The sequence below is a fragment of the Geobacillus sp. CCR genome (genome assembly GCF_052906625.1).
Map to the genome: position 1 here is coordinate 28,156 of NZ_JBREBQ010000022.1, position 22,532 is coordinate 50,687.

Here is a 22,532-nt window from a genome sequence, read left to right on the forward strand (position 1 = left end):
AAAGAAAATGGTAGTCTAATAAAGGTGTTCCAACAACCTGGTACTTTGGAGGATATGTTACATGTCTTATGAAAAAGTATTACAGGCTGGAAAAATTGTCATTGGAACCAAACAAACGATAAGGGCTTTAAAGGAAGGGAAAGCAGCGGAAGTGATCGTGGCGGAGGATGCCGACTTGCCGATCATCGAAAAAGTGACCGCCGCCGCCAATGAGGCAAACGTGCCGGTCACAAAAGTCGATTCGATGAAAAAGCTTGGCAAGGCGTGCAAAATCCAAGTCGGTGCGGCCGCGGTGGCGATCCTTCGGTAACGTTTTGCCTTTCCCCCCTAAAACCTTTATTTGCATAAACGATGAACCACCTGGATATGTGGGCTTAAACGATGCATGCGAAAGGAGGATCTTTTCATGCCTACAATCAACCAATTGGTCCGCAAAGGACGCGAGAAAAAAGTCGTTAAATCGAAATCCCCTGCGTTGAACAAAGGGTATAACAGCTTCAAAAAAGAGCAAACGAATGTGTCGTCTCCGCAAAAACGCGGCGTTTGCACGCGTGTCGGCACGATGACGCCGAAAAAACCGAACTCGGCGTTGCGGAAATACGCCCGTGTCCGCTTGACAAATGGGATTGAAGTTACGGCGTACATTCCGGGGATCGGCCATAACTTGCAAGAACACAGCGTTGTGCTCATCCGCGGCGGACGTGTCAAAGACTTGCCGGGGGTACGCTACCATATCATCCGTGGGGCGCTGGATGCTGCAGGCGTAGCGAACCGGATGCAAGGTCGTTCGAAATACGGCGCGAAAAAACCAAAAGCAGCGAAAAAATAATGAAATGAAGAGAATGTTTTCCTGAAGGGAGGAAACACTATGCCACGTAGAGGCCCTGTTGCTAAACGTGACGTACTGCCAGATCCAATTTACAATTCGAAGCTTGTTACCCGTTTGATCAATAAAATTATGATCGACGGCAAAAAATCAAAAGCGCAAAAAATTCTTTACACCGCGTTTGATATTATCCGTGAGCGCACGGGTAAAGATCCAATGGAAGTGTTTGAGCAAGCGTTGAAAAACGTTATGCCGGTGTTGGAAGTGCGCGCTCGCCGCGTTGGTGGGGCGAACTACCAAGTTCCGGTCGAGGTTCGTCCGGACCGCCGCGTTTCTCTCGGTTTGCGCTGGCTCGTGCAATATGCACGTCTTCGCAACGAAAAAACGATGGAAGAGCGCTTGGCAAATGAAATTATGGACGCTGCCAACAACACGGGTGCAGCGGTGAAAAAACGCGAAGATACACATAAAATGGCTGAAGCGAACCGCGCGTTTGCCCATTACCGCTGGTAAGGAGCGTCGCCTAAAGGAAATAGGTGAGGAGGCACTGCGGTTGCCTATTCACCTATCTTCCTATATATTGCGGCCTTTCCGGTCGCGCGTGGGACAACTTCAAAGACAAGGGGATTGCGCCATCGATGGCGGCGCCATCTACTTATATTTCATATTTGAAGGAAGGAGAAAATAACCACTATGGCAAGAGAGTTCTCCTTAGAAAACACTCGCAACATAGGGATCATGGCGCACATTGACGCCGGGAAAACGACGACGACTGAACGGATCTTGTTCTATACCGGCCGCGTTCATAAAATCGGGGAAGTGCATGAAGGTGCGGCAACGATGGACTGGATGGAACAAGAACAAGAGCGCGGAATTACGATCACGTCGGCGGCGACAACGGCGCAATGGAAAGGCCATCGCATCAACATCATCGACACGCCGGGGCACGTCGACTTTACGGTCGAGGTTGAGCGTTCGTTGCGCGTATTGGACGGGGCCATCACAGTCTTAGACGCGCAATCGGGTGTTGAACCGCAAACGGAAACCGTTTGGCGCCAAGCGACGACATATGGCGTCCCACGGATCGTGTTCGTCAACAAAATGGATAAAATCGGCGCCGATTTCTTGTATTCGGTGAAAACGCTCCATGACCGCCTGCAAGCAAATGCCCATCCGGTGCAACTGCCGATCGGCGCTGAAGATCAATTCTCCGGCATTATCGACTTGGTTGAAATGTGCGCGTACCATTACCATGATGAGCTTGGCAAAAACATTGAGCGCATTGACATTCCGGAAGAATACCGCGATATGGCAGAAGAGTACCATAACAAGCTGATTGAGGCGGTCGCTGAGCTGGACGAAGAATTAATGATGAAATATTTGGAAGGGGAAGAAATCACGACGGAAGAGCTGAAGGCCGCGATCCGCAAAGCGACGATCAGCGTTGAATTCTTCCCGGTCTTCTGCGGTTCGGCATTCAAAAACAAAGGTGTTCAGCTGCTTCTTGACGGCGTTGTCGACTACTTGCCGTCTCCGGTTGACATCCCGGCGATTCGCGGCGTCGTTCCGGATACCGAAGAAGAAGTGACACGTGAAGCAAGCGATGACGCTCCGTTTGCCGCTTTGGCATTTAAAATCATGACTGACCCGTATGTCGGGAAATTGACGTTTATTCGCGTCTACTCTGGAACGCTTGATTCCGGTTCATATGTGATGAACACGACCAAAGGGAAGCGCGAACGGATCGGCCGCTTGTTGCAAATGCACGCGAACCACCGTCAAGAAATTTCGAAAGTCTATGCCGGTGATATTGCCGCAGCGGTAGGTTTAAAAGATACGACGACCGGTGATACTCTATGTGATGAGAAGCATCCTGTCATTTTAGAGTCGATGCAATTCCCAGAACCGGTCATTTCGGTGGCAATCGAGCCGAAGTCGAAAGCCGATCAAGACAAAATGAGCCAAGCGCTGCAAAAATTGCAAGAAGAAGACCCGACTTTCCGCGCTCACACCGACCCGGAAACGGGACAAACGATCATCTCCGGAATGGGCGAGTTGCATCTTGACATCATCGTCGACCGGATGCGCCGCGAGTTCAAAGTCGAAGCGAACGTCGGGGCGCCGCAAGTTGCCTACCGCGAAACGTTCCGCAAATCGGCGCAAGTCGAAGGCAAATTCATCCGTCAATCCGGCGGCCGCGGTCAATACGGCCACGTTTGGATCGAATTCTCGCCGAACGAGCGCGGCAAAGGCTTCGAATTCGAGAACGCCATCGTCGGTGGGGTTGTTCCGAAAGAGTATGTGCCGGCCGTCCAAGCTGGATTGGAAGAAGCGATGCAAAACGGCGTCTTAGCCGGCTATCCGGTTGTCGACATTAAAGCGAAACTGTTTGACGGATCGTACCACGATGTCGACTCGAGCGAAATGGCATTCAAAATCGCTGCTTCCTTGGCATTGAAAAACGCCGCGACGAAGTGCGATCCGGTTCTTTTGGAACCGATCATGAAAGTCGAAGTCGTCATCCCTGAAGAGTACCTCGGTGACATCATGGGCGACATCACGTCCCGTCGCGGCCGCATCGAGGGGATGGAAGCGCGCGGCAACGCCCAAGTCGTCCGGGCGATGGTGCCGTTGGCTGAAATGTTCGGTTATGCGACATCGCTCCGTTCGAACACGCAAGGACGCGGAACGTTCTCGATGGTGTTTGACCACTATGAAGAAGTTCCGAAAAACATCGCCGATGAAATTATCAAAAAAAATAAAGGCGAATAATTGATTTCTCTTGCTAGTTTCGCTATAAATACTTATGTAAGTAAGACTTGGGAACATTTTGTTCCCAAGCATCCTATACTTACCCAACCATATAAATTCATATCTTACTTTTAAGGAGGATATCTCTCATGGCTAAAGCGAAATTTGAGCGCACGAAACCGCACGTCAACATTGGCACGATCGGCCACGTTGACCACGGGAAAACGACGTTGACAGCTGCGATCACGACGGTTTTGGCGAAACAAGGGAAAGCCGAAGCAAAAGCGTACGACCAAATCGACGCTGCTCCGGAAGAGCGTGAACGCGGGATTACGATTTCGACGGCGCACGTCGAGTATGAAACAGATGCTCGCCACTATGCGCACGTTGACTGCCCGGGCCACGCTGACTACGTCAAAAACATGATCACGGGCGCGGCGCAAATGGACGGCGCGATCCTTGTTGTCTCGGCGGCTGACGGTCCGATGCCGCAAACGCGCGAACACATTCTTCTCTCCCGCCAAGTCGGTGTTCCGTACATCGTTGTATTCTTGAACAAATGCGACATGGTGGACGACGAAGAATTGCTTGAACTTGTTGAAATGGAAGTTCGCGATCTTCTCTCTGAATACGACTTCCCAGGCGATGAAGTGCCGGTCATCAAAGGTTCGGCATTAAAAGCGCTTGAAGGCGACCCGCAATGGGAAGAAAAAATCATTGAACTGATGAATGCGGTTGACGAATACATCCCGACGCCGCAACGTGAAGTGGACAAACCGTTCATGATGCCAATCGAGGACGTCTTCTCGATCACGGGCCGCGGTACGGTTGCAACAGGCCGTGTTGAACGCGGTACGTTGAAAGTTGGCGACCCGGTTGAAATCATCGGTTTGTCGGATGAGCCGAAAACGACGACCGTTACGGGTGTAGAAATGTTCCGCAAACTTCTCGATCAAGCGGAAGCTGGCGACAACATCGGTGCGCTTCTCCGCGGCGTATCTCGTGATGAAGTCGAGCGCGGCCAAGTATTGGCGAAACCTGGTTCGATCACGCCGCACACGAAATTCAAAGCGCAAGTATACGTCCTGACGAAAGAAGAAGGCGGACGCCATACTCCGTTCTTCTCGAACTACCGTCCGCAATTCTACTTCCGTACGACGGACGTAACGGGCATTATCACGCTTCCGGAAGGCGTCGAAATGGTTATGCCTGGCGACAACGTTGAAATGACGGTGGAACTGATCGCCCCGATCGCGATCGAAGAAGGTACGAAATTCTCAATCCGCGAAGGCGGCCGTACGGTCGGCGCTGGCTCTGTATCGGAAATCATCGAGTAATCACGGCAAAAAAGGGTGTCCAGCAATGGACATCCTTTTTTTGATGCCATCTTGACCGTCAGATTGGCGGCTGTGTTGAAAACGGGATGGCGGCTATGTATAATAGAAGAAGTGTGGGAAAAGCAAAGAAATCACTTGCAATCTTGCTTACATACCAGTATAATATCAAATGTTGGTCTTTGACTGCGATGAAGCGGAAGGTTGCTGACACACCCGGCCGCTTTGCCACGGCGGTGTGCAGGAAATTTCCGTGGAGAAGTCTATTTTCAAAATAGGCGAAGAAGGAGGGAAACCAAATGGCAAAAGAAAAAATTCGCATTCGTTTAAAAGCTTACGATCATCGAATTTTAGACCAATCGGCGGAGAAAATTGTGGAAACCGCAAAACGTTCCGGGGCAAAAGTGTCGGGGCCGATCCCGCTGCCGACGGAAAGAACGGTGTATACGATCTTGCGCGCCGTTCATAAGTACAAAGACTCCCGTGAACAATTCGAAATGCGGACGCATAAACGTTTGATCGACATCATCAACCCGACTCCGCAAACGGTTGATTCGTTAATGCGTCTCGATTTGCCGTCGGGCGTTGATATTGAAATTAAACTTTGATCGACTGGGAGGTGTGACACATGACGAAAGGAATCTTAGGAAGAAAGATCGGTATGACGCAAATATTTGCGGAAAATGGCGATTTGATTCCGGTAACCGTCATCCATGCGACGCCGAACGTCGTCCTGCAAAAGAAAACGATCGAAAACGACGGTTACGAAGCGATCCAATTAGGTTTTGAAGATATTAGCGAAAAACGCGCCAATAAACCGCAAATTGGCCATGCTGCCAAAGCTAACACGGCACCTAAGCGCTTCATTCGTGAAATCCGCGGCGCCAACATCGATGAATATGAAGTTGGCCAAGAAGTGAAAGTTGACATTTTCAGCGAAGGCGAAATTGTCGATGTCACGGGCATTTCGAAAGGGAAAGGTTTCCAAGGGGCGATCAAACGCCACGGTCAATCACGCGGACCAATGGCTCACGGTTCCCGTTATCATCGCCGTCCGGGTTCGATGGGGTCCATCGCGCCAAACCGCGTTTTCAAAACGAAAAACTTGCCGGGCCGCATGGGCGGTGAGCGCGTGACGATCCAAAACTTGAAAATCGTGAAAGTGGATCCGGAGCGCAACTTGCTGCTCATTAAAGGCAATGTGCCGGGTCCGAGAAAAGGCTTAGTCATCGTCAAAAGCGCCGTGAAAGCGGCGAAGAAGGCGAAATAACATCCGGCCAAGAAAGGAGGAACTACGTAATGCCAAAAGTAGCATTATACAACCAAAACGGTCAGACGGTCGGCGAAATCGAGTTGAACGACGCCGTTTTTGGGATTGAACCGAATAAGCATGTGTTGTTTGAAGCAGTGATTATGCAACGCGCCTCGATGCGTCAAGGAACGCATAAAACGAAAAACCGCGCTGAAGTGAGCGGCGGCGGCCGCAAGCCATGGCGCCAAAAAGGGACAGGACGCGCCCGTCAAGGTTCGATTCGCGCTCCGCAATGGCGCGGCGGCGGTACGGTCTTTGGTCCAGTTCCGCGCAGCTACAGCTACAAACTTCCGAAAAAAGTTCGCCGTTTAGCGATCAAATCGGCATTGTCTTCGAAAGTGCTCGAAAACGACATCGTTGTATTGGATCAATTGTCGCTTGAAGCACCGAAGACGAAGGAAATGGTCAAAATTTTAAACAATCTCTCAGTGGATCGGAAAGCACTCATTGTGACCGACGAGCTGAATGAGAATGTATATCTGTCGGCGCGCAACATTCCAGGCGTCAAAGTGGTGGCAGCCAACGGCATCAATGTGCTCGATGTGCTCAACCATGACAAACTCGTCATTACGAAGGCGGCCGTGGAGAAAGTAGAGGAGGTGCTTGCATAATGAAAGACCCCCGCGACATTATTAAGCGCCCCATCATCACGGAAAATACAATGAATTTGATCGGGCAAAAAAAATATACGTTTGAGGTCGACGTCAAAGCGAACAAGACGGAAGTGAAAGACGCCGTCGAGAAAATTTTTGGCGTTAAAGTAGCCAAAGTGAACATCATGAACTATAAAGGGAAATTTAAACGCGTCGGCCGCTACAGCGGCTATACGAACCGCCGCCGCAAAGCGATCGTCACGCTGACGCCGGACAGCAAAGAGATCGAACTGTTTGAAGTGTAACATAAACGATGAAGGAGGGACATTCCGATGGCGATCAAGAAGTACAAACCGACATCGAACGGCCGTCGCGGCATGACGGTGCTTGATTTCTCGGAAATTACGACGGATCAGCCGGAAAAATCGCTGCTTGCTCCGTTAAAGAAAAAGGCGGGCCGCAACAATCAAGGGAAAATTACGGTGCGCCATCAAGGCGGCGGCCATAAACGCCAATATCGGATTATCGACTTTAAACGCGACAAAGACGGAATTCCAGGACGCGTTGCTACGATTGAATACGATCCGAACCGTTCTGCCAATATCGCGCTTATCAACTATGCAGACGGTGAAAAACGCTACATTATCGCGCCGAAAAACTTGAAAGTCGGCATGGAAATCATGTCCGGTCCGGATGCGGACATTAAAATCGGCAATGCGCTTCCGCTTGAGAACATCCCAGTCGGTACGCTCGTCCACAACATTGAGCTGAAACCGGGCCGCGGCGGACAATTGGTGCGTGCAGCTGGTACGTCGGCGCAAGTGCTTGGGAAAGAAGGAAAATACGTCATCGTTCGTTTGGCTTCCGGCGAAGTGCGCATGATTTTAGGCAAATGCCGTGCAACGGTTGGTGAAGTCGGCAACGAGCAACACGAACTTGTCAACATCGGGAAAGCAGGACGCGCCCGCTGGTTGGGAATTCGCCCGACAGTTCGCGGTTCGGTTATGAACCCGGTTGACCATCCGCACGGCGGTGGTGAAGGGAAAGCGCCAATCGGACGCAAATCGCCGATGACACCATGGGGCAAACCGACGCTTGGATACAAAACACGCAAAAAGAAAAACAAATCGGATAAATTCATCATCCGTCGCCGCAAGAAATAATGAACGAGCGCAATTCAGAAGGGAGGTTCACTTATGGGTCGCAGCTTGAAAAAAGGTCCGTTTTGCGATGAGCATTTGATGAAAAAAATCGAAAAACTGAATGCAACAGGGCAAAAACAAGTGATCAAAACGTGGTCTCGCCGTTCGACGATCTTCCCGCAGTTTGTTGGGCATACGATCGCGGTGTACGATGGCCGCAAACATGTTCCGGTCTACATCACGGAAGACATGGTCGGGCACAAACTCGGCGAATTTGCGCCGACGCGCACGTTCCGCGGCCATGCTGGCGATGACAAGAAAACGAAACGGTAATGAGAGGAGGTTCTAGATATGCAAGCCAAAGCTGTTGCAAGAACCGTTCGCATCGCTCCTCGTAAAGCGCGCTTAGTCATTGACTTGATTCGCGGGAAAGAAGTGGGCGAAGCGTTCGCTATTTTGCGCCATACACCAAAAGCAGCTTCCCCGATCATTGAGAAAGTGTTGAAATCAGCAGTCGCCAACGCTGAACACAACTATGACATGGACGTCAACAACTTGGTCATTACTCAAGCGTATGTCGACGAAGGCCCGACGCTGAAACGGTTCCGTCCGCGCGCCATGGGACGGGCAAGCGCCATTAACAAACGCACAAGCCATATTACGATCGTCGTTTCAGAAAAGAAGGAGGGATAATCCGTGGGTCAAAAGGTCAACCCGATCGGTCTGCGCATCGGCATCATTCGTGACTGGGAATCGAGATGGTATGCGGAAAAAGACTATGCAGATCTGTTGCACGAAGACTTGAAAATCCGTGAATACATTAGCAAACGCCTGCAAGACGCGGCCGTCTCCCGCGTGGAGATTGAACGGGCAGCCAACCGCGTCAACGTAACGATCCATACCGCCAAACCGGGCATGGTCATCGGGAAAGGCGGTTCGGAAGTGGAAGCGCTCCGCAAAGCGCTCGCGCAATTGACCGGTAAACGCGTCCATATCAACATTGTAGAAATCAAAAAACCGGACTTGGATGCACGTCTTGTTGCTGAAAATATCGCTCGTCAGCTTGAAAACCGCGTATCGTTCCGCCGGGCGCAAAAACAAGCGATCCAACGTGCGATGCGCGCTGGGGCGAAAGGGATCAAAACGATGGTATCCGGCCGTTTGGGCGGGGCTGACATCGCTCGTTCGGAGCATTACAGCGAAGGGACGGTTCCACTCCATACGCTGCGCGCTGACATTGACTATGGAACAGCAGAAGCCGATACGACGTACGGAAAAATCGGCGTGAAAGTATGGATTTATCGTGGAGAAGTCCTTCCGACCAAGAAAAAAGCTGAGGAAGGAGGAAAATAATCATGTTAATGCCAAAACGCGTCAAATATCGCCGTGAACATCGCGGACGGATGAAAGGCCGGGCGAAAGGCGGCACGGAAGTTCATTTCGGTGAATTTGGGTTGCAAGCATTAGAATCAGCTTGGATTACGAACCGGCAAATCGAAGCAGCCCGTCGGGCGATGACCCGTTACATGAGACGGGGCGGGAAGGTATGGATCCGCATTTTCCCATCCAAACCGTATACGGCAAAACCGCTTGAAGTGCGGATGGGTTCTGGTAAAGGGGCGCCGGAAGGCTGGGTCGCCGTTGTCAAACCAGGCAAAGTGATGTTTGAAGTGGGCGGTGTTTCTGAGGAAGTGGCACGTGAAGCATTGCGTCTCGCTTCTCACAAACTTCCGATCAAATGCAAATTTGTAAAACGTGAAGAAACTGGTGGTGAAGCGTAATGAAAGCGAAAGAAATCCGTGAGTTGACCACTGCCGAGATCGAACAAAAAATTAAAGCGTTGAAGGAAGAATTGTTCAACCTTCGCTTCCAACTGGCCACAGGTCAATTGGAAAACACGGCGCGCATCCGCCAAGTGCGCAAAGACATCGCCCGCATGAAAACGATTATTCGCGAACGTGAGCTCGCTGCCAATAAATAATGTGTTTGAGAGGAGGTTTGTGGAATGAGCCAACGCAATCAACGCAAAGTGTACGTCGGGCGGGTTGTATCGGACAAAATGGACAAAACGATCACCGTGTTGGTCGAAACGTACAAAAAACATCCGCTGTACGGCAAACGCGTGAAATATTCGAAAAAATATAAGGCGCATGATGAACATAACATCGCTAAAGTCGGCGATATCGTGAAAATTATGGAAACTCGCCCGCTGTCGGCCACAAAACGCTTCCGCTTAGTGGAAGTCATCGAAAAAGCGGTTGTTCTGTAATCGTTCTTCACTTAGTTCGGAGAGATAATTCCGAAAGGAGGTTTCGTCGATGATTCAACAAGAATCTCGCTTGAAAGTAGCTGATAACTCTGGTGCACGCGAAGTGCTTGTCATTAAAGTGCTCGGAGGCTCGGGTCGCCGCTATGCGAACATCGGCGACGTCGTTGTGGCGACGGTCAAAGATGCGACACCAGGTGGCGTTGTTAAAAAAGGTCAAGTCGTGAAAGCAGTTGTTGTTCGTACGAAACGCGGGGTGCGCCGTCCGGACGGCTCGTACATCCGCTTTGACGAAAACGCCTGCGTCATCATCCGTGATGACAAAAGCCCGCGCGGCACGCGGATTTTCGGACCGGTTGCCCGTGAATTGCGCGATAAAGACTTCATGAAAATCATTTCTTTAGCTCCGGAAGTTATTTAATGGAACGGAACAGCGTTTCAAGGAGGTGCGAATGCGATGCATGTAAAAAAAGGCGATAAAGTGCAAGTAATCTCCGGCAAAGACAAAGGCAAGCAAGGCGTCATTCTAGCGGCGTTTCCGAAGAAAAACCGCGTCATCGTCGAGGGCGTCAATATTGTGAAAAAGCATGCGAAACCGTCGCAAGCGAACCCGCAAGGCGGCATCATTGAGAAGGAAGCGCCGATCCACGTTTCGAAAGTCATGCCGCTCGACCCGAAAACGGGTGAACCGACGCGCATCGGCTATAAAATTGTCGATGGCAAAAAAGTGCGCTATGCGAAAAAATCCGGCGAGATTTTGGATAAATAACCGTGACGCAGGAAGGGAGGTACTTTTATGAACCGCCTGAAAGAGAAGTATTTAAACGAAGTCGTACCTGCTCTCATGAGCAAGTTCAACTATAAATCGATCATGCAAGTGCCAAAAATCGAAAAAATCGTCATCAACATGGGTGTCGGCGATGCGGTGCAAAACCCGAAAGCATTAGACAGCGCCGTTGAAGAGCTGACGCTGATCGCCGGTCAGCGTCCGGTGGTAACGCGTGCGAAAAAATCGATCGCCGGCTTCCGTCTTCGCCAAGGGATGCCGATCGGTGCGAAAGTGACGCTGCGCGGCGAACGGATGTATGAGTTTCTCGATAAGTTGATTTCGGTCTCGCTTCCGCGCGTGCGCGACTTCCGCGGCGTATCGAAAAAGTCGTTTGACGGCCGCGGCAACTATACGCTCGGCATTAAAGAACAGCTCATTTTCCCTGAGATTGACTACGATAAAGTGAACAAAGTGCGCGGCATGGACATCGTGATCGTCACAACGGCCAACACGGATGAAGAAGCTCGTGAACTGCTGGCGTTGCTCGGCATGCCATTCCAAAAATAATGATCCCATAACGCAAGGGAGGCGAAATCGTGGCTAAAAAATCGATGATCGCGAAACAAAAACGGACGCCGAAGTTTAAAGTGAGAGCGTACACCCGTTGCGAGCGCTGCGGCCGCCCGCACTCGGTCTATCGAAAATTCAAATTGTGCCGTATTTGTTTCCGTGAGCTCGCATACAAAGGTCAACTTCCAGGCATCAAAAAAGCCAGCTGGTAATCAACCCATTGATTGGGAAGGAGGTAAAACATAATGGTGATGACAGATCCAATTGCTGATATGCTGACTCGCATCCGCAATGCGAATATGGTGCGTCACGAAAAGCTCGAAGTCCCGGCTTCGAAAATCAAGCGGGAAATCGCGGAAATTTTAAAGCGCGAAGGGTTTATTCGTGATTATGAATATATCGAAGACAACAAACAAGGCATTCTCCGCATCTTCTTGAAATACGGTCCGAACAACGAACGTGTCATTACCGGGCTGAAACGCATCAGCAAACCGGGGTTGCGCGTTTACGTCAAAGCCCATGAAGTGCCGCGCGTCCTGAACGGCTTAGGGATCGCGATTCTTTCGACATCGCAGGGCATCTTAACAGACAAAGAAGCACGGCAAAAAGGCACGGGCGGCGAAGTAATCGCCTACGTTTGGTAATCTATCTGCTCAAGAATGGAGGTGTTTTTGACATGTCACGTGTCGGCAAAAAACCAATTGAAATTCCTGCCGGTGTCACCGTTACGGTCAACGGCAACACGGTTACGGTCAAAGGGCCGAAAGGGGAGCTGACCCGCACGTTCCATCCAGATATGACGATCACGGTTGAGGGCAATGTCATCACGGTTACGCGTCCAAGCGATGAAAAACATCATCGCGCGCTCCATGGCACGACGCGCAGCTTGCTTGCCAACATGGTCGAAGGCGTTTCGAAAGGTTATGAAAAAGCGCTCGAACTCGTTGGTGTCGGGTACCGGGCGTCGAAACAAGGGAAAAAGCTTGTATTGAGCGTCGGTTATTCTCATCCGGTAGAAATTGAGCCGGAAGAAGGGCTTGAAATTGAAGTGCCATCCCAAACGAAAATCATCGTCAAAGGGGCAGACAAACAGCGCGTCGGCGAACTGGCCGCCAACATTCGCGCGGTTCGTCCGCCAGAGCCGTATAAAGGCAAAGGCATCCGCTACGAAGGTGAGCTTGTGCGCCTGAAAGAAGGCAAAACTGGTAAATAACGCGGCATAGCGAAGCGAAAGGAGTGACATTCGATGATCACGAAAGTGGACCGAAACGCGGTTCGGAAGAAAAGACACGCGCGCATCCGCAAAAAAATCTTCGGCACGGCTGAACGTCCGCGGTTGAGCGTGTTCCGTTCAAATAAACATATTTACGCGCAAATTATCGATGATACACAATCGTCAACGATCGTCAGCGCCTCGACGTTGGACAAAGAGTTTGGCTTAGATTCGACGAACAACATTGAGGCAGCGAAAAAAGTCGGCGAACTTGTCGCCAAACGTGCATTGGAAAAAGGCATTAAAAAAGTCGTGTTCGACCGTGGCGGGTATTTATATCACGGACGGGTAAAAGCATTGGCAGACGCCGCCCGCGAAGCCGGCTTGGAATTCTAATTACAAAGGAGGGACAACGATGCGTCGTATCGATCCAAACAAACTTGAATTGGAAGAGCGTGTAGTCGCGGTCAACCGTGTAGCAAAAGTCGTAAAAGGCGGACGTCGCCTGCGCTTTTCAGCTCTCGTCGTCGTCGGCGATAAAAACGGCCATGTCGGATTTGGCACCGGAAAAGCACAAGAGGTTCCAGAAGCGATCCGCAAAGCGATTGAAGATGCGAAGAAAAACTTAATTGAAGTGCCGATCGTCGGCACAACGATTCCGCATGAAGTCATCGGCCATTTCGGTGCCGGGGAAATCATTTTGAAACCCGCTTCCGAAGGTACCGGGGTCATCGCTGGGGGTCCGGCGCGTGCTGTATTAGAGCTGGCGGGCATCAGCGACATCTTGTCGAAATCGATCGGTTCAAACACGCCAATCAACATGGTGCGCGCAACGTTTGATGGACTGAAACAATTAAAACGCGCCGAAGACGTAGCGAGATTGCGCGGCAAAACAGTCGAGGAACTGTTAGGATAAGGAGGGAACGATCATGGCAAAAAAACTGGCGATTACCCTCACGCGCAGCGTGATTGGCCGTCCGGAAGACCAACGCGTTACCGTCAGAACGCTCGGCCTGCGAAAAATGCACCAAACGGTCGTCCACAATGACAATCCTGCAATCCGCGGGATGATCAACAAAGTGGCCCACCTTGTCAAAGTCAAAGAAATTGAAGAATAATGAATCATAAGGAGGTGCTTTGCCATGAAACTTCATGAATTGCAACCAGCGCCGGGATCTCGAAAGAAAGCTGTGCGCGTCGGCCGCGGGATCGGTTCGGGCAACGGCAAAACGTCCGGCCGCGGTCAAAAAGGTCAAAATGCCCGCTCGGGTGGAGGAGTTCGTCTTGGGTTTGAAGGCGGTCAAACTCCGCTGTTCCGCCGTTTGCCGAAACGAGGATTTACGAACATCAATCGGAAAGAGTATGCTGTTGTGAATCTGGAAAAACTGAATCGTTTTGAAGACGGAACGGAAGTGACGCCGGAATTGCTTCTTGAGACGGGCGTCATCAGCAAGTTGAAATCGGGTGTGAAAATTTTGGGCAAAGGCCAAATCGAGAAAAAGCTGACGGTCAAAGCGCATAAGTTCTCGGCATCGGCGAAAGAGGCCATTGAGGCGGCTGGCGGTAAAACTGAGGTGATTTAATGTTTCGGACAATCTCCAACTTTATGCGCGTCAGTGATATTCGAAACAAAATTATTTTCACTCTTCTTATGTTGATCGTGTTCCGCATTGGAACGTTCATCCCTGTTCCAGGCGTGAACGCGGATGTGTTAAAACTGCAAGATGAATTGAATGCATTCGGCGTCCTGAACATTTTCGGCGGCGGGGCGCTGCAAAACTTTTCAATTTTTGCCATGGGGGTTATGCCCTACATCACCGCGTCGATTATCGTCCAGCTGCTGCAAATGGACGTCGTTCCAAAATTTACGGAGTGGTCGAAGCAAGGCGAGGTTGGCCGGCGTAAATTAGCTCAGTTTACCCGCTATTTCACGGTCGTGCTCGGGTTTATCCAAGCGCTTGGCATGTCGTACGGCTTCAACAATTTAGCCGGCGGGATGCTCATTCGAAATCCGGGCATCGGCACGTATTTGCTGATCGCGGTCGTCTTGACGGCCGGCACCGCATTTTTAATGTGGCTCGGCGAACAGATCACCGCGAAAGGCGTGGGCAATGGCATTTCGATCATTATTTTCGCCGGGATTGTCTCAGGCATTCCGACGGTCTTGAACCAAATTTACGCCCAACAGTTTGAAAATGTCGGGGAAGATGTGTTTTTGCGCATCGTCCGGCTCCTGCTTGTGGCGTTGGCGGTCGTTGCCGTCATCGTTGGTGTCATTTACATCCAGCAGGCGTTCCGGAAAATTCCGATTCAATACGCGAAGCGGCTTGAGGGCCGAAGCCCGGTGGGCGGCCACTCGACTCATTTGCCGCTCAAAGTGAACCCAGCGGGAGTCATTCCGGTCATTTTCGCTGTATCGTTTTTGATTGCACCACCGACCATTGCATCGTTTTTTGGCACGAATGATGTAACATTGTGGATTCGCCGAACGTTTGATTATACGCACCCGGTTGGGATGATCATTTACGTCGTGCTCATCATCGCGTTTACGTACTTTTATGCGTTTGTTCAAGTCAATCCGGAGCAGATGGCGGACAACTTGAAAAAACAAGGCGGCTACATCCCAGGTATTCGCCCTGGGAAAAACACACAAGAGTACGTGACGAGAATTTTATACCGGCTGACGCTGGTCGGATCAATCTTTTTGGCGGTTGTCGCTGTGCTGCCGGTGTTCTTTGTGAACTTTGCCAACTTGCCGTCTTCCGCACGAATCGGCGGTACGAGCTTGCTTATTGTCGTCGGCGTGGCGCTTGAGACGATGAAACAGCTTGAGAGCCAGCTGGTGAAACGCCATTACCGTGGATTCATCAAATAAAGAAGGCAAGAACGGACGTCCCTTGCCGATAGGGGGAGTTAGGATGAATTTAGTGCTGATGGGGCTGCCGGGTGCCGGCAAAGGCACGCAGGCCGGGAAAATTGTCGAGGCTTACGGAATTCCGCATATTTCAACGGGAGATATGTTTCGAGCGGCGATCAAAGAAGGGACGCCGTTAGGGTTGCAGGCAAAGCAGTATATGGACCGCGGCGATCTTGTGCCGGATGAGGTGACGATCGGCATCGTCCGCGAACGGCTGAGCAAAGAGGATTGCCAAAATGGTTTTTTGCTCGATGGATTCCCGCGCACGGTCGCCCAAGCAGAAGCGCTTGAAACGTTGCTTTCGGAAATCGGGCGCAAGCTTGACTATGTCATCCATATCGACGTTCGCCAAGAGGTCTTAATGGAGCGCCTGACCGGCAGACGTATTTGCCGCAACTGCGGAGCAACGTACCATCTCGTTTTTCATCCGCCGGCGAAACCGGGCGTATGCGATAAATGCGGTGGCGATCTGTACCAGCGCCCCGATGATAATGAAGCAACGGTGGCCAATCGGCTTGAGGTGAATATGAAACAAATGAAGCCGCTCCTCGATTTTTACGAGCAAAAAGGCTATTTGCGCCACATTAACGGCGAACAGGAAATGGAAAAGGTGTTTGCTGATATTTGTGAAGTGCTCGGGGGACTTGCTCGATGATTCGTTGCAAAACCGCGCAGGAAATTGCTTTGATGCGCGAGGCGGGAAAAATCGTTTCCCTTACATTGAAAGAATTGCAAAAGCACATTCGTCCCGGGATCACAACAAAGGAACTGGACGCCATCGCGGAGGAAGTGATTCGTTCCCATGGCGCCATTCCGTCGTTTAAAGGGTATCAAGGGTTTCCAGGGAGCATTTGCGCCTCGGTGAATGAAGAGCTTGTGCACGGGATTCCCAGCAGCCGCGCATTGCGGGAAGGCGATATTATTACGATCGATGTCGGCGCGCAGTATGAAGGCTATCACGCCGACTCGGCCTGGACGTATCCGGTCGGGGAGATCGACGCCGAGACGAAACGGTTGCTTGACGTGACAGAGCAATCGCTGTACGTCGGGCTCGCCGAGGCAAAACCGGGTGCTCGTTTAACGAACATCTCCCATGCGATTCAAACGTATGTCGAAGCGCATCACTTTTCCGTTGTTCGCGAGTATGTCGGGCATGGAATTGGTCAACACTTACATGAAGACCCACAAATCCCACATTATGGGCCGCCGAACAAAGGCCCGATTTTGCGGCCAGGGATGGCGCTGTGCATCGAACCGATGGTCAATGCCGGCAGCCGTTACGTGAAAACGTTGGCCGACGATTGGACCGTCGTCACGGCCGATGGAAAACGGTGCGCCCATTTCGAACATACGATTGTCATTACAGAAGATGGCTGCGAAATTTTAACACATTGTGGAAATGAGTCTCCCACTTCATAAGTGGGAAGGGGTAAACGTCTTCTCGATCATCATGGATATCACGTTCGGTTTTGCGTAACACAATGTTACTCATTCGAAGGAGGGAGAGCCGCTCGATGGCGAAAGATGATGTAATTGAAGTGGAAGGCACCGTCATCGAAACATTGCCAAATGCGATGTTTCGTGTAGAATTAGAAAATGGGCACACGGTGTTGGCTCATGTATCCGGCAAGATCCGCATGCATTTCATTCGCATTTTGCCTGGCGACCGGGTGACGGTGGAGCTGTCGCCGTATGATTTGACGCGTGGACGGATCACGTATCGATATAAATAAAGGAATGCACTCCGTTCAATTAGGGAGGTAAACAACATGAAAGTAAGACCATCTGTCAAACCGATTTGCGAAAAGTGCAAAGTTATTCGCAGACGCGGCAAAGTTATGATCATTTGTGAAAATCCGAAGCATAAACAACGCCAAGGGTAATTTTCAAGGAGGTGTATCATATGGCACGCATTGCAGGTGTCGATATTCCGCGTGATAAACGGGTAGTCATTTCGTTAACATACATTTATGGGATCGGCAAACCGACAGCACAAAAAATCTTAAAAGAAGCCGGCGTATCGGAAGACACACGCGTTCGCGACTTAACGGAAGAAGAGCTTGGCCGCATTCGTGAAATCGTCGGCCGCTTAAAAGTGGAAGGCGATTTGCGGCGTGAAGTATCGTTAAATATTAAACGGTTGATGGAGATCGGCTGCTATCGTGGTCTTCGCCATCGCCGCGGATTGCCGGTTCGCGGCCAAAACACGAAAAACAATGCCCGCACGCGCAAAGGTCCGCGCCGCACGGTAGCGAACAAGAAAAAATAATCACGCAAAGGAGGTCATTTGACGAATGGCACGCAGAACAAACACTCGTAAACGCCGGGTAAGAAAAAATATTGATACAGGCATCGCCCATATCCGTTCAACGTTCAACAACACGATCGTGACGATTACGGATGTTCATGGCAACGCCATTGCTTGGGCGAGCGCTGGTTCGCTGGGGTTCAAAGGTTCGCGCAAATCAACGCCGTTTGCGGCGCAAATGGCGGCTGAAGCAGCAGCGAAAGCGTCGATGGAGCATGGCATGAAAACGGTCGAAGTGAACGTCAAAGGTCCGGGGGCTGGCCGCGAGGCAGCGATCCGTGCATTGCAAGCAGCCGGGTTGGAAATTACGGCGATCAAAGACGTCACTCCAATCCCGCACAATGGATGCCGTCCGCCAAAACGTCGCCGTGTGTAACGCCCCTGTATAGAATTTGCACCATTGTCAATAATGGGATATGATAAAGACCATGGCAGGCAAGCATAAAGAGAGATTCATGGGGGAATGTTGTTAGGCGTGTACCGTTTGATCGGGGTCTCGACGTTTTGAAGGAGGGTATAATAATCGATGATTGAAATTGAAAAGCCGAAAATTGAAACGGTCGAACTGAGCGAAGATGCCAAATATGGCAAATTCGTCGTCGAACCGCTTGAGCGTGGATATGGTACAACCTTAGGGAACTCCTTGCGTCGTATCCTATTGTCTTCACTCCCTGGTGCAGCTGTAACATCGGTGCAAATCGACGGCGTCTTGCATGAGTTTTCAACGATTGACGGCGTCGTTGAAGATGTGACAGCCATCATTTTGAATATCAAAAAACTAGCGTTGAAAATTTATTCAGACGAAGAGAAAACGTTGGAGATTGATGTGCAGGGTGAAGGAGTTGTCACGGCTGCCGATATCACTCACGACAGCGATGTAGAAATTTTAAACCCGGACCTTCATATCGCGACGCTGGCGGAAGGCGGCCGCCTGCGCATGCGCATGACTGCCAAGCGGGGGCGCGGATATGTTCCTGCTGAGGCGAATAAGCGCGAAGACCAGCCCATCGGCGTCATTCCGATCGATTCCATTTATACGCCGGTCTCCCGAGTTTCCTATCAAGTCGAGAATACAAGGGTCGGCCAAGTGACGGACTATGACAAGCTGACCATTGATGTGTGGACGGATGGAAGCATTGGGCCGAAAGAGGCCATTTCCCTTGGAGCGAAAATTTTAACGGAGCACTTGAACATTTTTGTCGGCTTGACGGATGAGGCGCAAAATGCGGAGATCATGGTCGAGAAAGAGGACGATCAAAAAGAAAAAGTGCTCGAAATGACGATCGAGGAACTCGATCTTTCGGTTCGTTCCTACAATTGCTTGAAGCGGGCCGGCATCAACACTGTTCAAGAACTGACGCAAAAAACGGAAGAAGATATGATGAAAGTGCGCAACCTCGGCCGCAAGTCGCTTGAGGAAGTAAAAGCGAAACTGGCTGAGCTTGGCCTCAGCCTGCGCAAAGACGACTAAGTGCCGGCCTCCGCCGGCAAGCCGGAAACACACTTTCACCATATTGCTTTGATGATGGCCACCATGAGGAACACATCACTTTAAAAGGGAGGGACATTTGATGTCGTACAGAAAATTAGGACGCACGACTTCGCAACGAAAAGCACTGCTTCGCGACTTGGCAACAGACTTAATCATCAACGAACGCATTGAAACGACGGAAGCGCGGGCGAAAGAACTGCGCTCGGTCATGGAAAAAATGATTACGCTCGGCAAACGCGGCGATTTGCATGCCCGCCGCCAAGCAGCGGCATTCATCCGCAAGGAGGTCGCCAACAGCGAAACCGGCCAGGATGCGTTGCAAAAGCTGTTCAGCGACATTGCGCCGCGCTACCAAGATCGCCAAGGCGGCTATACGCGCATTATGAAACTTGGTCCTCGCCGCGGTGACGGGGCGCCGATGGTCATTATTGAACTCGTGTAACGGTTTCATTTCAACAAGGGCGAGACAGTTTCGTTTGAACTGGATCTATGCCCTTTTTTTGTTTACCATCATTTAGCAGGCTGCGTTTGCAACGCGGCGAAGCAAGGGGAAACGATCATGGCCGAACCAATCTTGTCGATCGAGGGAGTGTCCTTTCGCTATCCAAATCAATCCGACTATGCGGTGCAAAACGTCAGCTTCACGGCCGAGCGCGGGGAGTGGTTAGCGATCGTCGGCCATAACGGATCCGGCAAATCGACCATCGCTCGGATGCTGATCGGCTTGCTTCGGCCGGAGCGGGGCGCCATTCGCTTGTTTGGACGCCTTTTGAACGACGCAACCGTTTGGGAGGTGCGCCGCCGCGTCGGCCTTGTGTTCCAGAACCCGGACAACCAGTTTGTCGGTGCGACCGTGGAAGACGACATCGCTTTTGCCCTTGAAAACAACGGCATTCCGCGCTTGGAAATGGTCGAGCGCATTCGCGAGGCCATTCGCCAAGTCCATATGGAGCCGTTTCTCCATTATGAGCCGCACCGGTTGTCTGGGGGGCAAAAACAGCGCGTCGCCATCGCTGGCATTTTGGCGCTCCGCCCCGATATGATCATTTTGGACGAAGCGACATCGATGCTTGACCCGCGTGGAAGGGAAGAAGTGCTTGAGACGGTGCGCCGCCTGAACCGCCAGCAGCGCATTACCGTCTTGTCAATTACCCATGATTTGGAAGAGGCAGCGAAGGCGGACCGTCTCATTGTGATGAACAAAGGCGAAGTGATGGCAGAAGGGACGCCGGAGCAAATCTTTCGGCTCGGAAGCAAGCTCGAGCGCATCGGTCTTGATTTGCCGTTTGCCGTGAAAATGGGCAGTCGCTTGCGGGAACAAGGCATTCCGCTTCGGGCTGGATATTTCACGACAGAGGAGTTGGTCGAGGAGCTATGGACATTGTATTCGAAAAAGTAGAGCATGTGTACAACGCCCGTTCACCGCTTGCCCGTCGGGCGCTCTATGATGTCAATGTCGCAATCCGAAGCGGGGCGTACGTTGCCGTGGTTGGGCATACGGGCTCAGGAAAATCGACCCTCCTTCAGCATTTAAACGGGTTGCTGCAGCCGACAAGCGGCGCGGTGAAGATCGGCGAAGAGACGATCACGAGCCATAAGCGGCCAAAGCAGCTGAAACCGCTGCGCAAAAAGGTCGGGGTCGTCTTCCAGTTCCCGGAGCACCAGTTGTTTGAAGAAACGGTGGAGAAAGATATTTGTTTTGGCCCGCTCAATTTTGGCGTGCCGGAAGACGAGGCGAAGCGGAAGGCGCGGGAGCTCATTAAGCTCGTCGGATTGAGTGAAGACGTATTGGCGAAATCGCCGTTTGATTTGAGCGGAGGGCAAATGCGGCGCGTCGCCATCGCCGGCGTGCTCGCGCTTGAACCAGAAGTGCTCGTGCTCGATGAACCGACCGCGGGCCTTGATCCGCGCGGGCGCAAAGAGATGATGGAGATGTTTTATCGCCTCCATCGTGAGAAGCAGTTGACAACCGTTCTCGTCACCCACAGCATGGAAGATGCAGCTCGGTACGCTGATGAAATCATCGTCATGCATGAAGGAACGGTATGGGGCCACGGAACGCCGGAAGAGATGTTTCGCGACGCTGACAAACTGGCTGCCATCGGTTTGAGTGTGCCGGAAACGGTCAAATTGAAACAGCAGCTCGAAAAGCGGTTCGGCGTTGTCATTCCGTCGCCATGCTTGACGTTGGAACAGACAGCGGAAGCCATCCAGCAATTGTTCTCCAAGGTGAGCGTCCATGACTAATCATTTGATTATCGGGCAATATGTGCCTGGTCATTCCGTCATTCATCGCTTAGACCCGCGCGCCAAACTATTGATCGTGTTTGCTTACGTCCTGATCGTCTTTTTGGCGAACAATGCGGCGACGTATGCACTGCTGTCGCTGTTTGCGTTTGCCTTTGCAGCTCTGTCTCGCATCCCGTTTTCGTTCATTGCCCGCGGCTTGAAACCGATTTTATGGGTCGTTTTGTTTACATTGCTGTTGCATCTATTCATGACGAAAGAAGGAGACGTCATCTACCAAATCGGTGCGCTCTCTGTATATGAAGGCGGCATCAAGCAAGGGGTCTTTATTTCCCTAAGGTTTTTGCTCCTTGTATTGATGACGACGATGTTGACGTTGACGACGACGCCGATTGAAGTGACCGACGGCGTCGAAAGTTTGCTCGGGCCGCTCAAAAAGATGCGCGTTCCTGTCCATGAGCTCGCCTTGATGATGGCCATTTCGCTTCGATTCATTCCAACATTGATGGAAGAGACGGAAAAAATTATGAAAGCACAGGCGGCTCGTGGTGTTGATTTTTCTGGCGGCCGTTTTTCCGAACGGATGAAAGCCATTGTCTCACTGCTTGTGCCCCTGTTTATCAGCTCGTTCAAACGAGCCGATGAGCTGGCGACAGCCATGGAGGCGCGCGGCTACCGCGGCGGGGAAGGGCGGACGAAATTCCGCCAGCTCGCTTGGAAGCCGGTGGACATCGCGTTTTTAGCGGCTGTGGCGCTGCTGGCCGTATTGCTTTGTTTATTACGCTCATAGCG

The 22,532-nt window shown here is 51.4% G+C and carries 38 protein-coding genes; all 38 read left to right on the top strand.

Going from position 1 to position 22,532, the window contains the following annotated elements; all coding sequences use genetic code 11:
* Positions 1 to 61: 61 nt before the first annotated feature.
* The 38 genes from ACVBDQ_RS12055 (at position 62) to ACVBDQ_RS12240 (ending at position 22,530) form a co-directional block, all read left to right on the top strand.
* Entirely contained in the window at positions 62 to 310 is a 249-nt protein-coding gene (locus ACVBDQ_RS12055; RefSeq protein ID WP_011229615.1) for a 50S ribosomal protein L7ae-like protein, read from the top strand.
* 96 nt (positions 311 to 406) lie between these two features.
* Positions 407 to 829, top strand: coding sequence for a 30S ribosomal protein S12 (gene rpsL, locus ACVBDQ_RS12060; protein ID WP_011229616.1), 423 nt, complete (start codon positions 407 to 409; stop codon positions 827 to 829).
* 39 nt (positions 830 to 868) lie between these two features.
* Complete coding sequence (rpsG, locus tag ACVBDQ_RS12065) at positions 869 to 1,339, top strand: 30S ribosomal protein S7 (protein ID WP_011229617.1); 471 nt, start codon at positions 869 to 871, stop codon at positions 1,337 to 1,339.
* 180 nt (positions 1,340 to 1,519) lie between these two features.
* Positions 1,520 to 3,598, top strand: coding sequence for an elongation factor G (fusA, locus tag ACVBDQ_RS12070; RefSeq protein ID WP_021322059.1), 2,079 nt, complete (start codon positions 1,520 to 1,522; stop codon positions 3,596 to 3,598).
* A gap of 128 nt (positions 3,599 to 3,726) precedes the next feature.
* The gene (gene tuf, locus ACVBDQ_RS12075; protein WP_011229619.1) at positions 3,727 to 4,914 is read left to right on the top strand and encodes an elongation factor Tu; all 1,188 of its coding nucleotides are present in this window, start codon (positions 3,727 to 3,729) and stop codon (positions 4,912 to 4,914) included.
* Between the two features lie 296 nt (positions 4,915 to 5,210).
* The gene (rpsJ, locus tag ACVBDQ_RS12080) at positions 5,211 to 5,519 is read left to right on the top strand and encodes a 30S ribosomal protein S10 (RefSeq protein WP_008881945.1); all 309 of its coding nucleotides are present in this window, start codon (positions 5,211 to 5,213) and stop codon (positions 5,517 to 5,519) included.
* Positions 5,520 to 5,539: 20 nt separating this feature from the next.
* Positions 5,540 to 6,181, top strand: a complete 642-nt coding sequence (gene rplC / locus ACVBDQ_RS12085) for a 50S ribosomal protein L3 (protein ID WP_011229620.1) — start codon at positions 5,540 to 5,542, stop codon at positions 6,179 to 6,181.
* Between the two features lie 29 nt (positions 6,182 to 6,210).
* Positions 6,211 to 6,834 carry a 50S ribosomal protein L4 gene (rplD, locus tag ACVBDQ_RS12090; RefSeq protein WP_011229621.1) on the top strand — a complete coding sequence of 208 codons (624 nt, stop codon included), beginning with the start codon at positions 6,211 to 6,213 and terminating at the stop codon, positions 6,832 to 6,834.
* Positions 6,834 to 7,121 carry a 50S ribosomal protein L23 gene (gene rplW, locus ACVBDQ_RS12095; protein WP_011229622.1) on the top strand — a complete coding sequence of 96 codons (288 nt, stop codon included), beginning with the start codon at positions 6,834 to 6,836 and terminating at the stop codon, positions 7,119 to 7,121. Before rplD ends, rplW begins: the two co-directional genes overlap by 1 nt.
* 27 nt (positions 7,122 to 7,148) lie before the next feature.
* Complete coding sequence (gene rplB / locus ACVBDQ_RS12100; protein ID WP_011229623.1) at positions 7,149 to 7,979, top strand: 50S ribosomal protein L2; 831 nt, start codon at positions 7,149 to 7,151, stop codon at positions 7,977 to 7,979.
* Between the two features lie 33 nt (positions 7,980 to 8,012).
* Complete coding sequence (gene rpsS, locus ACVBDQ_RS12105) at positions 8,013 to 8,291, top strand: 30S ribosomal protein S19 (protein WP_011229624.1); 279 nt, start codon at positions 8,013 to 8,015, stop codon at positions 8,289 to 8,291.
* Positions 8,292 to 8,309: 18 nt separating this feature from the next.
* Positions 8,310 to 8,651, top strand: a complete 342-nt coding sequence (rplV, locus tag ACVBDQ_RS12110) for a 50S ribosomal protein L22 (protein WP_011229625.1) — start codon at positions 8,310 to 8,312, stop codon at positions 8,649 to 8,651.
* A 3-nt stretch (positions 8,652 to 8,654) separates the two neighbouring features.
* A complete protein-coding gene (gene rpsC, locus ACVBDQ_RS12115; RefSeq protein ID WP_011229626.1) occupies positions 8,655 to 9,311 on the top strand; it encodes a 30S ribosomal protein S3 in 657 nt (218 codons plus the stop codon).
* A gap of 2 nt (positions 9,312 to 9,313) precedes the next feature.
* Positions 9,314 to 9,739, top strand: coding sequence for a 50S ribosomal protein L16 (rplP, locus tag ACVBDQ_RS12120; protein ID WP_011229627.1), 426 nt, complete (start codon positions 9,314 to 9,316; stop codon positions 9,737 to 9,739).
* Complete coding sequence (gene rpmC, locus ACVBDQ_RS12125; RefSeq protein ID WP_011229628.1) at positions 9,739 to 9,939, top strand: 50S ribosomal protein L29; 201 nt, start codon at positions 9,739 to 9,741, stop codon at positions 9,937 to 9,939. The genes rplP and rpmC overlap by 1 nt, the downstream gene beginning before the upstream one ends.
* Before the next feature lie 24 nt (positions 9,940 to 9,963).
* Positions 9,964 to 10,227: a 30S ribosomal protein S17 gene (gene rpsQ, locus ACVBDQ_RS12130; RefSeq protein ID WP_011229629.1), complete on the top strand. Its 264-nt coding sequence runs from the start codon at positions 9,964 to 9,966 to the stop codon at positions 10,225 to 10,227.
* 49 nt (positions 10,228 to 10,276) lie between these two features.
* Complete coding sequence (gene rplN, locus ACVBDQ_RS12135) at positions 10,277 to 10,645, top strand: 50S ribosomal protein L14 (protein ID WP_011229630.1); 369 nt, start codon at positions 10,277 to 10,279, stop codon at positions 10,643 to 10,645.
* Positions 10,646 to 10,681: 36 nt separating this feature from the next.
* Complete coding sequence (gene rplX, locus ACVBDQ_RS12140; RefSeq protein ID WP_011229631.1) at positions 10,682 to 10,993, top strand: 50S ribosomal protein L24; 312 nt, start codon at positions 10,682 to 10,684, stop codon at positions 10,991 to 10,993.
* A gap of 27 nt (positions 10,994 to 11,020) precedes the next feature.
* Positions 11,021 to 11,560 (top strand): 50S ribosomal protein L5, encoded by a 540-nt coding sequence (gene rplE, locus ACVBDQ_RS12145; RefSeq protein WP_011229632.1) that lies wholly within the window; start codon positions 11,021 to 11,023, stop codon positions 11,558 to 11,560.
* A gap of 29 nt (positions 11,561 to 11,589) precedes the next feature.
* Positions 11,590 to 11,775, top strand: coding sequence for a type Z 30S ribosomal protein S14 (locus ACVBDQ_RS12150; protein WP_003247599.1), 186 nt, complete (start codon positions 11,590 to 11,592; stop codon positions 11,773 to 11,775).
* 33 nt (positions 11,776 to 11,808) lie between these two features.
* Positions 11,809 to 12,207: a 30S ribosomal protein S8 gene (gene rpsH / locus ACVBDQ_RS12155; protein WP_012820490.1), complete on the top strand. Its 399-nt coding sequence runs from the start codon at positions 11,809 to 11,811 to the stop codon at positions 12,205 to 12,207.
* A 32-nt stretch (positions 12,208 to 12,239) separates the two neighbouring features.
* Positions 12,240 to 12,776: a 50S ribosomal protein L6 gene (gene rplF / locus ACVBDQ_RS12160; RefSeq protein ID WP_011229634.1), complete on the top strand. Its 537-nt coding sequence runs from the start codon at positions 12,240 to 12,242 to the stop codon at positions 12,774 to 12,776.
* A gap of 33 nt (positions 12,777 to 12,809) precedes the next feature.
* Complete coding sequence (gene rplR / locus ACVBDQ_RS12165) at positions 12,810 to 13,172, top strand: 50S ribosomal protein L18 (RefSeq protein ID WP_068895421.1); 363 nt, start codon at positions 12,810 to 12,812, stop codon at positions 13,170 to 13,172.
* A 19-nt stretch (positions 13,173 to 13,191) separates the two neighbouring features.
* Entirely contained in the window at positions 13,192 to 13,692 is a 501-nt protein-coding gene (gene rpsE, locus ACVBDQ_RS12170; RefSeq protein ID WP_011229636.1) for a 30S ribosomal protein S5, read from the top strand.
* 13 nt (positions 13,693 to 13,705) lie between these two features.
* Entirely contained in the window at positions 13,706 to 13,894 is a 189-nt protein-coding gene (rpmD, locus tag ACVBDQ_RS12175; protein WP_014194602.1) for a 50S ribosomal protein L30, read from the top strand.
* 24 nt (positions 13,895 to 13,918) lie between these two features.
* A complete protein-coding gene (gene rplO / locus ACVBDQ_RS12180) occupies positions 13,919 to 14,359 on the top strand; it encodes a 50S ribosomal protein L15 (protein ID WP_011229638.1) in 441 nt (146 codons plus the stop codon).
* Positions 14,359 to 15,651, top strand: a complete 1,293-nt coding sequence (gene secY, locus ACVBDQ_RS12185) for a preprotein translocase subunit SecY (protein WP_021322060.1) — start codon at positions 14,359 to 14,361, stop codon at positions 15,649 to 15,651. Before rplO ends, secY begins: the two co-directional genes overlap by 1 nt.
* A 43-nt stretch (positions 15,652 to 15,694) precedes the next feature.
* Positions 15,695 to 16,348, top strand: coding sequence for an adenylate kinase (locus ACVBDQ_RS12190; protein WP_013143983.1), 654 nt, complete (start codon positions 15,695 to 15,697; stop codon positions 16,346 to 16,348).
* Entirely contained in the window at positions 16,345 to 17,112 is a 768-nt protein-coding gene (gene map, locus ACVBDQ_RS12195; protein ID WP_011229641.1) for a type I methionyl aminopeptidase, read from the top strand. The genes ACVBDQ_RS12190 and map overlap by 4 nt, the downstream gene beginning before the upstream one ends.
* Before the next feature lie 95 nt (positions 17,113 to 17,207).
* Positions 17,208 to 17,426, top strand: a complete 219-nt coding sequence (gene infA, locus ACVBDQ_RS12200) for a translation initiation factor IF-1 (protein ID WP_011229642.1) — start codon at positions 17,208 to 17,210, stop codon at positions 17,424 to 17,426.
* Between the two features lie 36 nt (positions 17,427 to 17,462).
* Positions 17,463 to 17,576, top strand: coding sequence for a 50S ribosomal protein L36 (gene rpmJ, locus ACVBDQ_RS12205; RefSeq protein ID WP_011229643.1), 114 nt, complete (start codon positions 17,463 to 17,465; stop codon positions 17,574 to 17,576).
* A gap of 20 nt (positions 17,577 to 17,596) precedes the next feature.
* Positions 17,597 to 17,962 carry a 30S ribosomal protein S13 gene (gene rpsM / locus ACVBDQ_RS12210; RefSeq protein WP_008881920.1) on the top strand — a complete coding sequence of 122 codons (366 nt, stop codon included), beginning with the start codon at positions 17,597 to 17,599 and terminating at the stop codon, positions 17,960 to 17,962.
* Positions 17,963 to 17,987: 25 nt separating this feature from the next.
* The gene (gene rpsK / locus ACVBDQ_RS12215) at positions 17,988 to 18,377 is read left to right on the top strand and encodes a 30S ribosomal protein S11 (RefSeq protein ID WP_011229644.1); all 390 of its coding nucleotides are present in this window, start codon (positions 17,988 to 17,990) and stop codon (positions 18,375 to 18,377) included.
* Positions 18,378 to 18,527: 150 nt separating this feature from the next.
* Entirely contained in the window at positions 18,528 to 19,472 is a 945-nt protein-coding gene (locus ACVBDQ_RS12220) for a DNA-directed RNA polymerase subunit alpha (protein WP_011229645.1), read from the top strand.
* 100 nt (positions 19,473 to 19,572) lie between these two features.
* Positions 19,573 to 19,935 carry a 50S ribosomal protein L17 gene (gene rplQ / locus ACVBDQ_RS12225; RefSeq protein WP_011229646.1) on the top strand — a complete coding sequence of 121 codons (363 nt, stop codon included), beginning with the start codon at positions 19,573 to 19,575 and terminating at the stop codon, positions 19,933 to 19,935.
* Positions 19,936 to 20,052: 117 nt separating this feature from the next.
* Entirely contained in the window at positions 20,053 to 20,892 is an 840-nt protein-coding gene (locus ACVBDQ_RS12230) for an energy-coupling factor ABC transporter ATP-binding protein (RefSeq protein WP_011229647.1), read from the top strand.
* The gene (locus ACVBDQ_RS12235) at positions 20,868 to 21,740 is read left to right on the top strand and encodes an energy-coupling factor ABC transporter ATP-binding protein (protein WP_011229648.1); all 873 of its coding nucleotides are present in this window, start codon (positions 20,868 to 20,870) and stop codon (positions 21,738 to 21,740) included. Before ACVBDQ_RS12230 ends, ACVBDQ_RS12235 begins: the two co-directional genes overlap by 25 nt.
* Entirely contained in the window at positions 21,733 to 22,530 is a 798-nt protein-coding gene (locus ACVBDQ_RS12240; RefSeq protein ID WP_011229649.1) for an energy-coupling factor transporter transmembrane component T family protein, read from the top strand. Before ACVBDQ_RS12235 ends, ACVBDQ_RS12240 begins: the two co-directional genes overlap by 8 nt.
* Positions 22,531 to 22,532 lie beyond the last annotated feature (2 nt).

Excerpts from the sequence above, each read along its gene's own strand:
- ACVBDQ_RS12055 (WP_011229615.1), top strand. The coding sequence starts at position 62 with ATGTCTTATGAAAAAGTATTACAGGCTGGAAAAATTGTCATTGGAACC.
- rpsL (WP_011229616.1), top strand. The coding sequence starts at position 407 with ATGCCTACAATCAACCAATTGGTCCGCAAAGGACGCGAGAAAAAAGTC.
- rpsG (WP_011229617.1), top strand. The coding sequence starts at position 869 with ATGCCACGTAGAGGCCCTGTTGCTAAACGTGACGTACTGCCAGATCCA.
- fusA (WP_021322059.1), top strand. The coding sequence starts at position 1,520 with ATGGCAAGAGAGTTCTCCTTAGAAAACACTCGCAACATAGGGATCATG.
- tuf (WP_011229619.1), top strand. The coding sequence starts at position 3,727 with ATGGCTAAAGCGAAATTTGAGCGCACGAAACCGCACGTCAACATTGGC.
- rpsJ (WP_008881945.1), top strand. The coding sequence starts at position 5,211 with ATGGCAAAAGAAAAAATTCGCATTCGTTTAAAAGCTTACGATCATCGA.
- rplC (WP_011229620.1), top strand. The coding sequence starts at position 5,540 with ATGACGAAAGGAATCTTAGGAAGAAAGATCGGTATGACGCAAATATTT.
- rplD (WP_011229621.1), top strand. The coding sequence starts at position 6,211 with ATGCCAAAAGTAGCATTATACAACCAAAACGGTCAGACGGTCGGCGAA.
- rplW (WP_011229622.1), top strand. The coding sequence starts at position 6,834 with ATGAAAGACCCCCGCGACATTATTAAGCGCCCCATCATCACGGAAAAT.
- rplB (WP_011229623.1), top strand. The coding sequence starts at position 7,149 with ATGGCGATCAAGAAGTACAAACCGACATCGAACGGCCGTCGCGGCATG.
- rpsS (WP_011229624.1), top strand. The coding sequence starts at position 8,013 with ATGGGTCGCAGCTTGAAAAAAGGTCCGTTTTGCGATGAGCATTTGATG.
- rplV (WP_011229625.1), top strand. The coding sequence starts at position 8,310 with ATGCAAGCCAAAGCTGTTGCAAGAACCGTTCGCATCGCTCCTCGTAAA.
- rplP (WP_011229627.1), top strand. The coding sequence starts at position 9,314 with ATGTTAATGCCAAAACGCGTCAAATATCGCCGTGAACATCGCGGACGG.
- rpmC (WP_011229628.1), top strand. The coding sequence starts at position 9,739 with ATGAAAGCGAAAGAAATCCGTGAGTTGACCACTGCCGAGATCGAACAA.
- rpsQ (WP_011229629.1), top strand. The coding sequence starts at position 9,964 with ATGAGCCAACGCAATCAACGCAAAGTGTACGTCGGGCGGGTTGTATCG.
- rplN (WP_011229630.1), top strand. The coding sequence starts at position 10,277 with ATGATTCAACAAGAATCTCGCTTGAAAGTAGCTGATAACTCTGGTGCA.
- rplX (WP_011229631.1), top strand. The coding sequence starts at position 10,682 with ATGCATGTAAAAAAAGGCGATAAAGTGCAAGTAATCTCCGGCAAAGAC.
- rplE (WP_011229632.1), top strand. The coding sequence starts at position 11,021 with ATGAACCGCCTGAAAGAGAAGTATTTAAACGAAGTCGTACCTGCTCTC.
- rpsH (WP_012820490.1), top strand. The coding sequence starts at position 11,809 with ATGGTGATGACAGATCCAATTGCTGATATGCTGACTCGCATCCGCAAT.
- rplF (WP_011229634.1), top strand. The coding sequence starts at position 12,240 with ATGTCACGTGTCGGCAAAAAACCAATTGAAATTCCTGCCGGTGTCACC.
- rplR (WP_068895421.1), top strand. The coding sequence starts at position 12,810 with ATGATCACGAAAGTGGACCGAAACGCGGTTCGGAAGAAAAGACACGCG.
- rpsE (WP_011229636.1), top strand. The coding sequence starts at position 13,192 with ATGCGTCGTATCGATCCAAACAAACTTGAATTGGAAGAGCGTGTAGTC.
- rpmD (WP_014194602.1), top strand. The coding sequence starts at position 13,706 with ATGGCAAAAAAACTGGCGATTACCCTCACGCGCAGCGTGATTGGCCGT.
- rplO (WP_011229638.1), top strand. The coding sequence starts at position 13,919 with ATGAAACTTCATGAATTGCAACCAGCGCCGGGATCTCGAAAGAAAGCT.
- secY (WP_021322060.1), top strand. The coding sequence starts at position 14,359 with ATGTTTCGGACAATCTCCAACTTTATGCGCGTCAGTGATATTCGAAAC.
- ACVBDQ_RS12190 (WP_013143983.1), top strand. The coding sequence starts at position 15,695 with ATGAATTTAGTGCTGATGGGGCTGCCGGGTGCCGGCAAAGGCACGCAG.
- map (WP_011229641.1), top strand. The coding sequence starts at position 16,345 with ATGATTCGTTGCAAAACCGCGCAGGAAATTGCTTTGATGCGCGAGGCG.
- infA (WP_011229642.1), top strand. The coding sequence starts at position 17,208 with ATGGCGAAAGATGATGTAATTGAAGTGGAAGGCACCGTCATCGAAACA.
- rpmJ (WP_011229643.1), top strand. The coding sequence starts at position 17,463 with ATGAAAGTAAGACCATCTGTCAAACCGATTTGCGAAAAGTGCAAAGTT.
- rpsM (WP_008881920.1), top strand. The coding sequence starts at position 17,597 with ATGGCACGCATTGCAGGTGTCGATATTCCGCGTGATAAACGGGTAGTC.
- rpsK (WP_011229644.1), top strand. The coding sequence starts at position 17,988 with ATGGCACGCAGAACAAACACTCGTAAACGCCGGGTAAGAAAAAATATT.
- ACVBDQ_RS12220 (WP_011229645.1), top strand. The coding sequence starts at position 18,528 with ATGATTGAAATTGAAAAGCCGAAAATTGAAACGGTCGAACTGAGCGAA.
- rplQ (WP_011229646.1), top strand. The coding sequence starts at position 19,573 with ATGTCGTACAGAAAATTAGGACGCACGACTTCGCAACGAAAAGCACTG.
- ACVBDQ_RS12230 (WP_011229647.1), top strand. The coding sequence starts at position 20,053 with ATGGCCGAACCAATCTTGTCGATCGAGGGAGTGTCCTTTCGCTATCCA.
- ACVBDQ_RS12235 (WP_011229648.1), top strand. The coding sequence starts at position 20,868 with ATGGACATTGTATTCGAAAAAGTAGAGCATGTGTACAACGCCCGTTCA.
- ACVBDQ_RS12240 (WP_011229649.1), top strand. The coding sequence starts at position 21,733 with ATGACTAATCATTTGATTATCGGGCAATATGTGCCTGGTCATTCCGTC.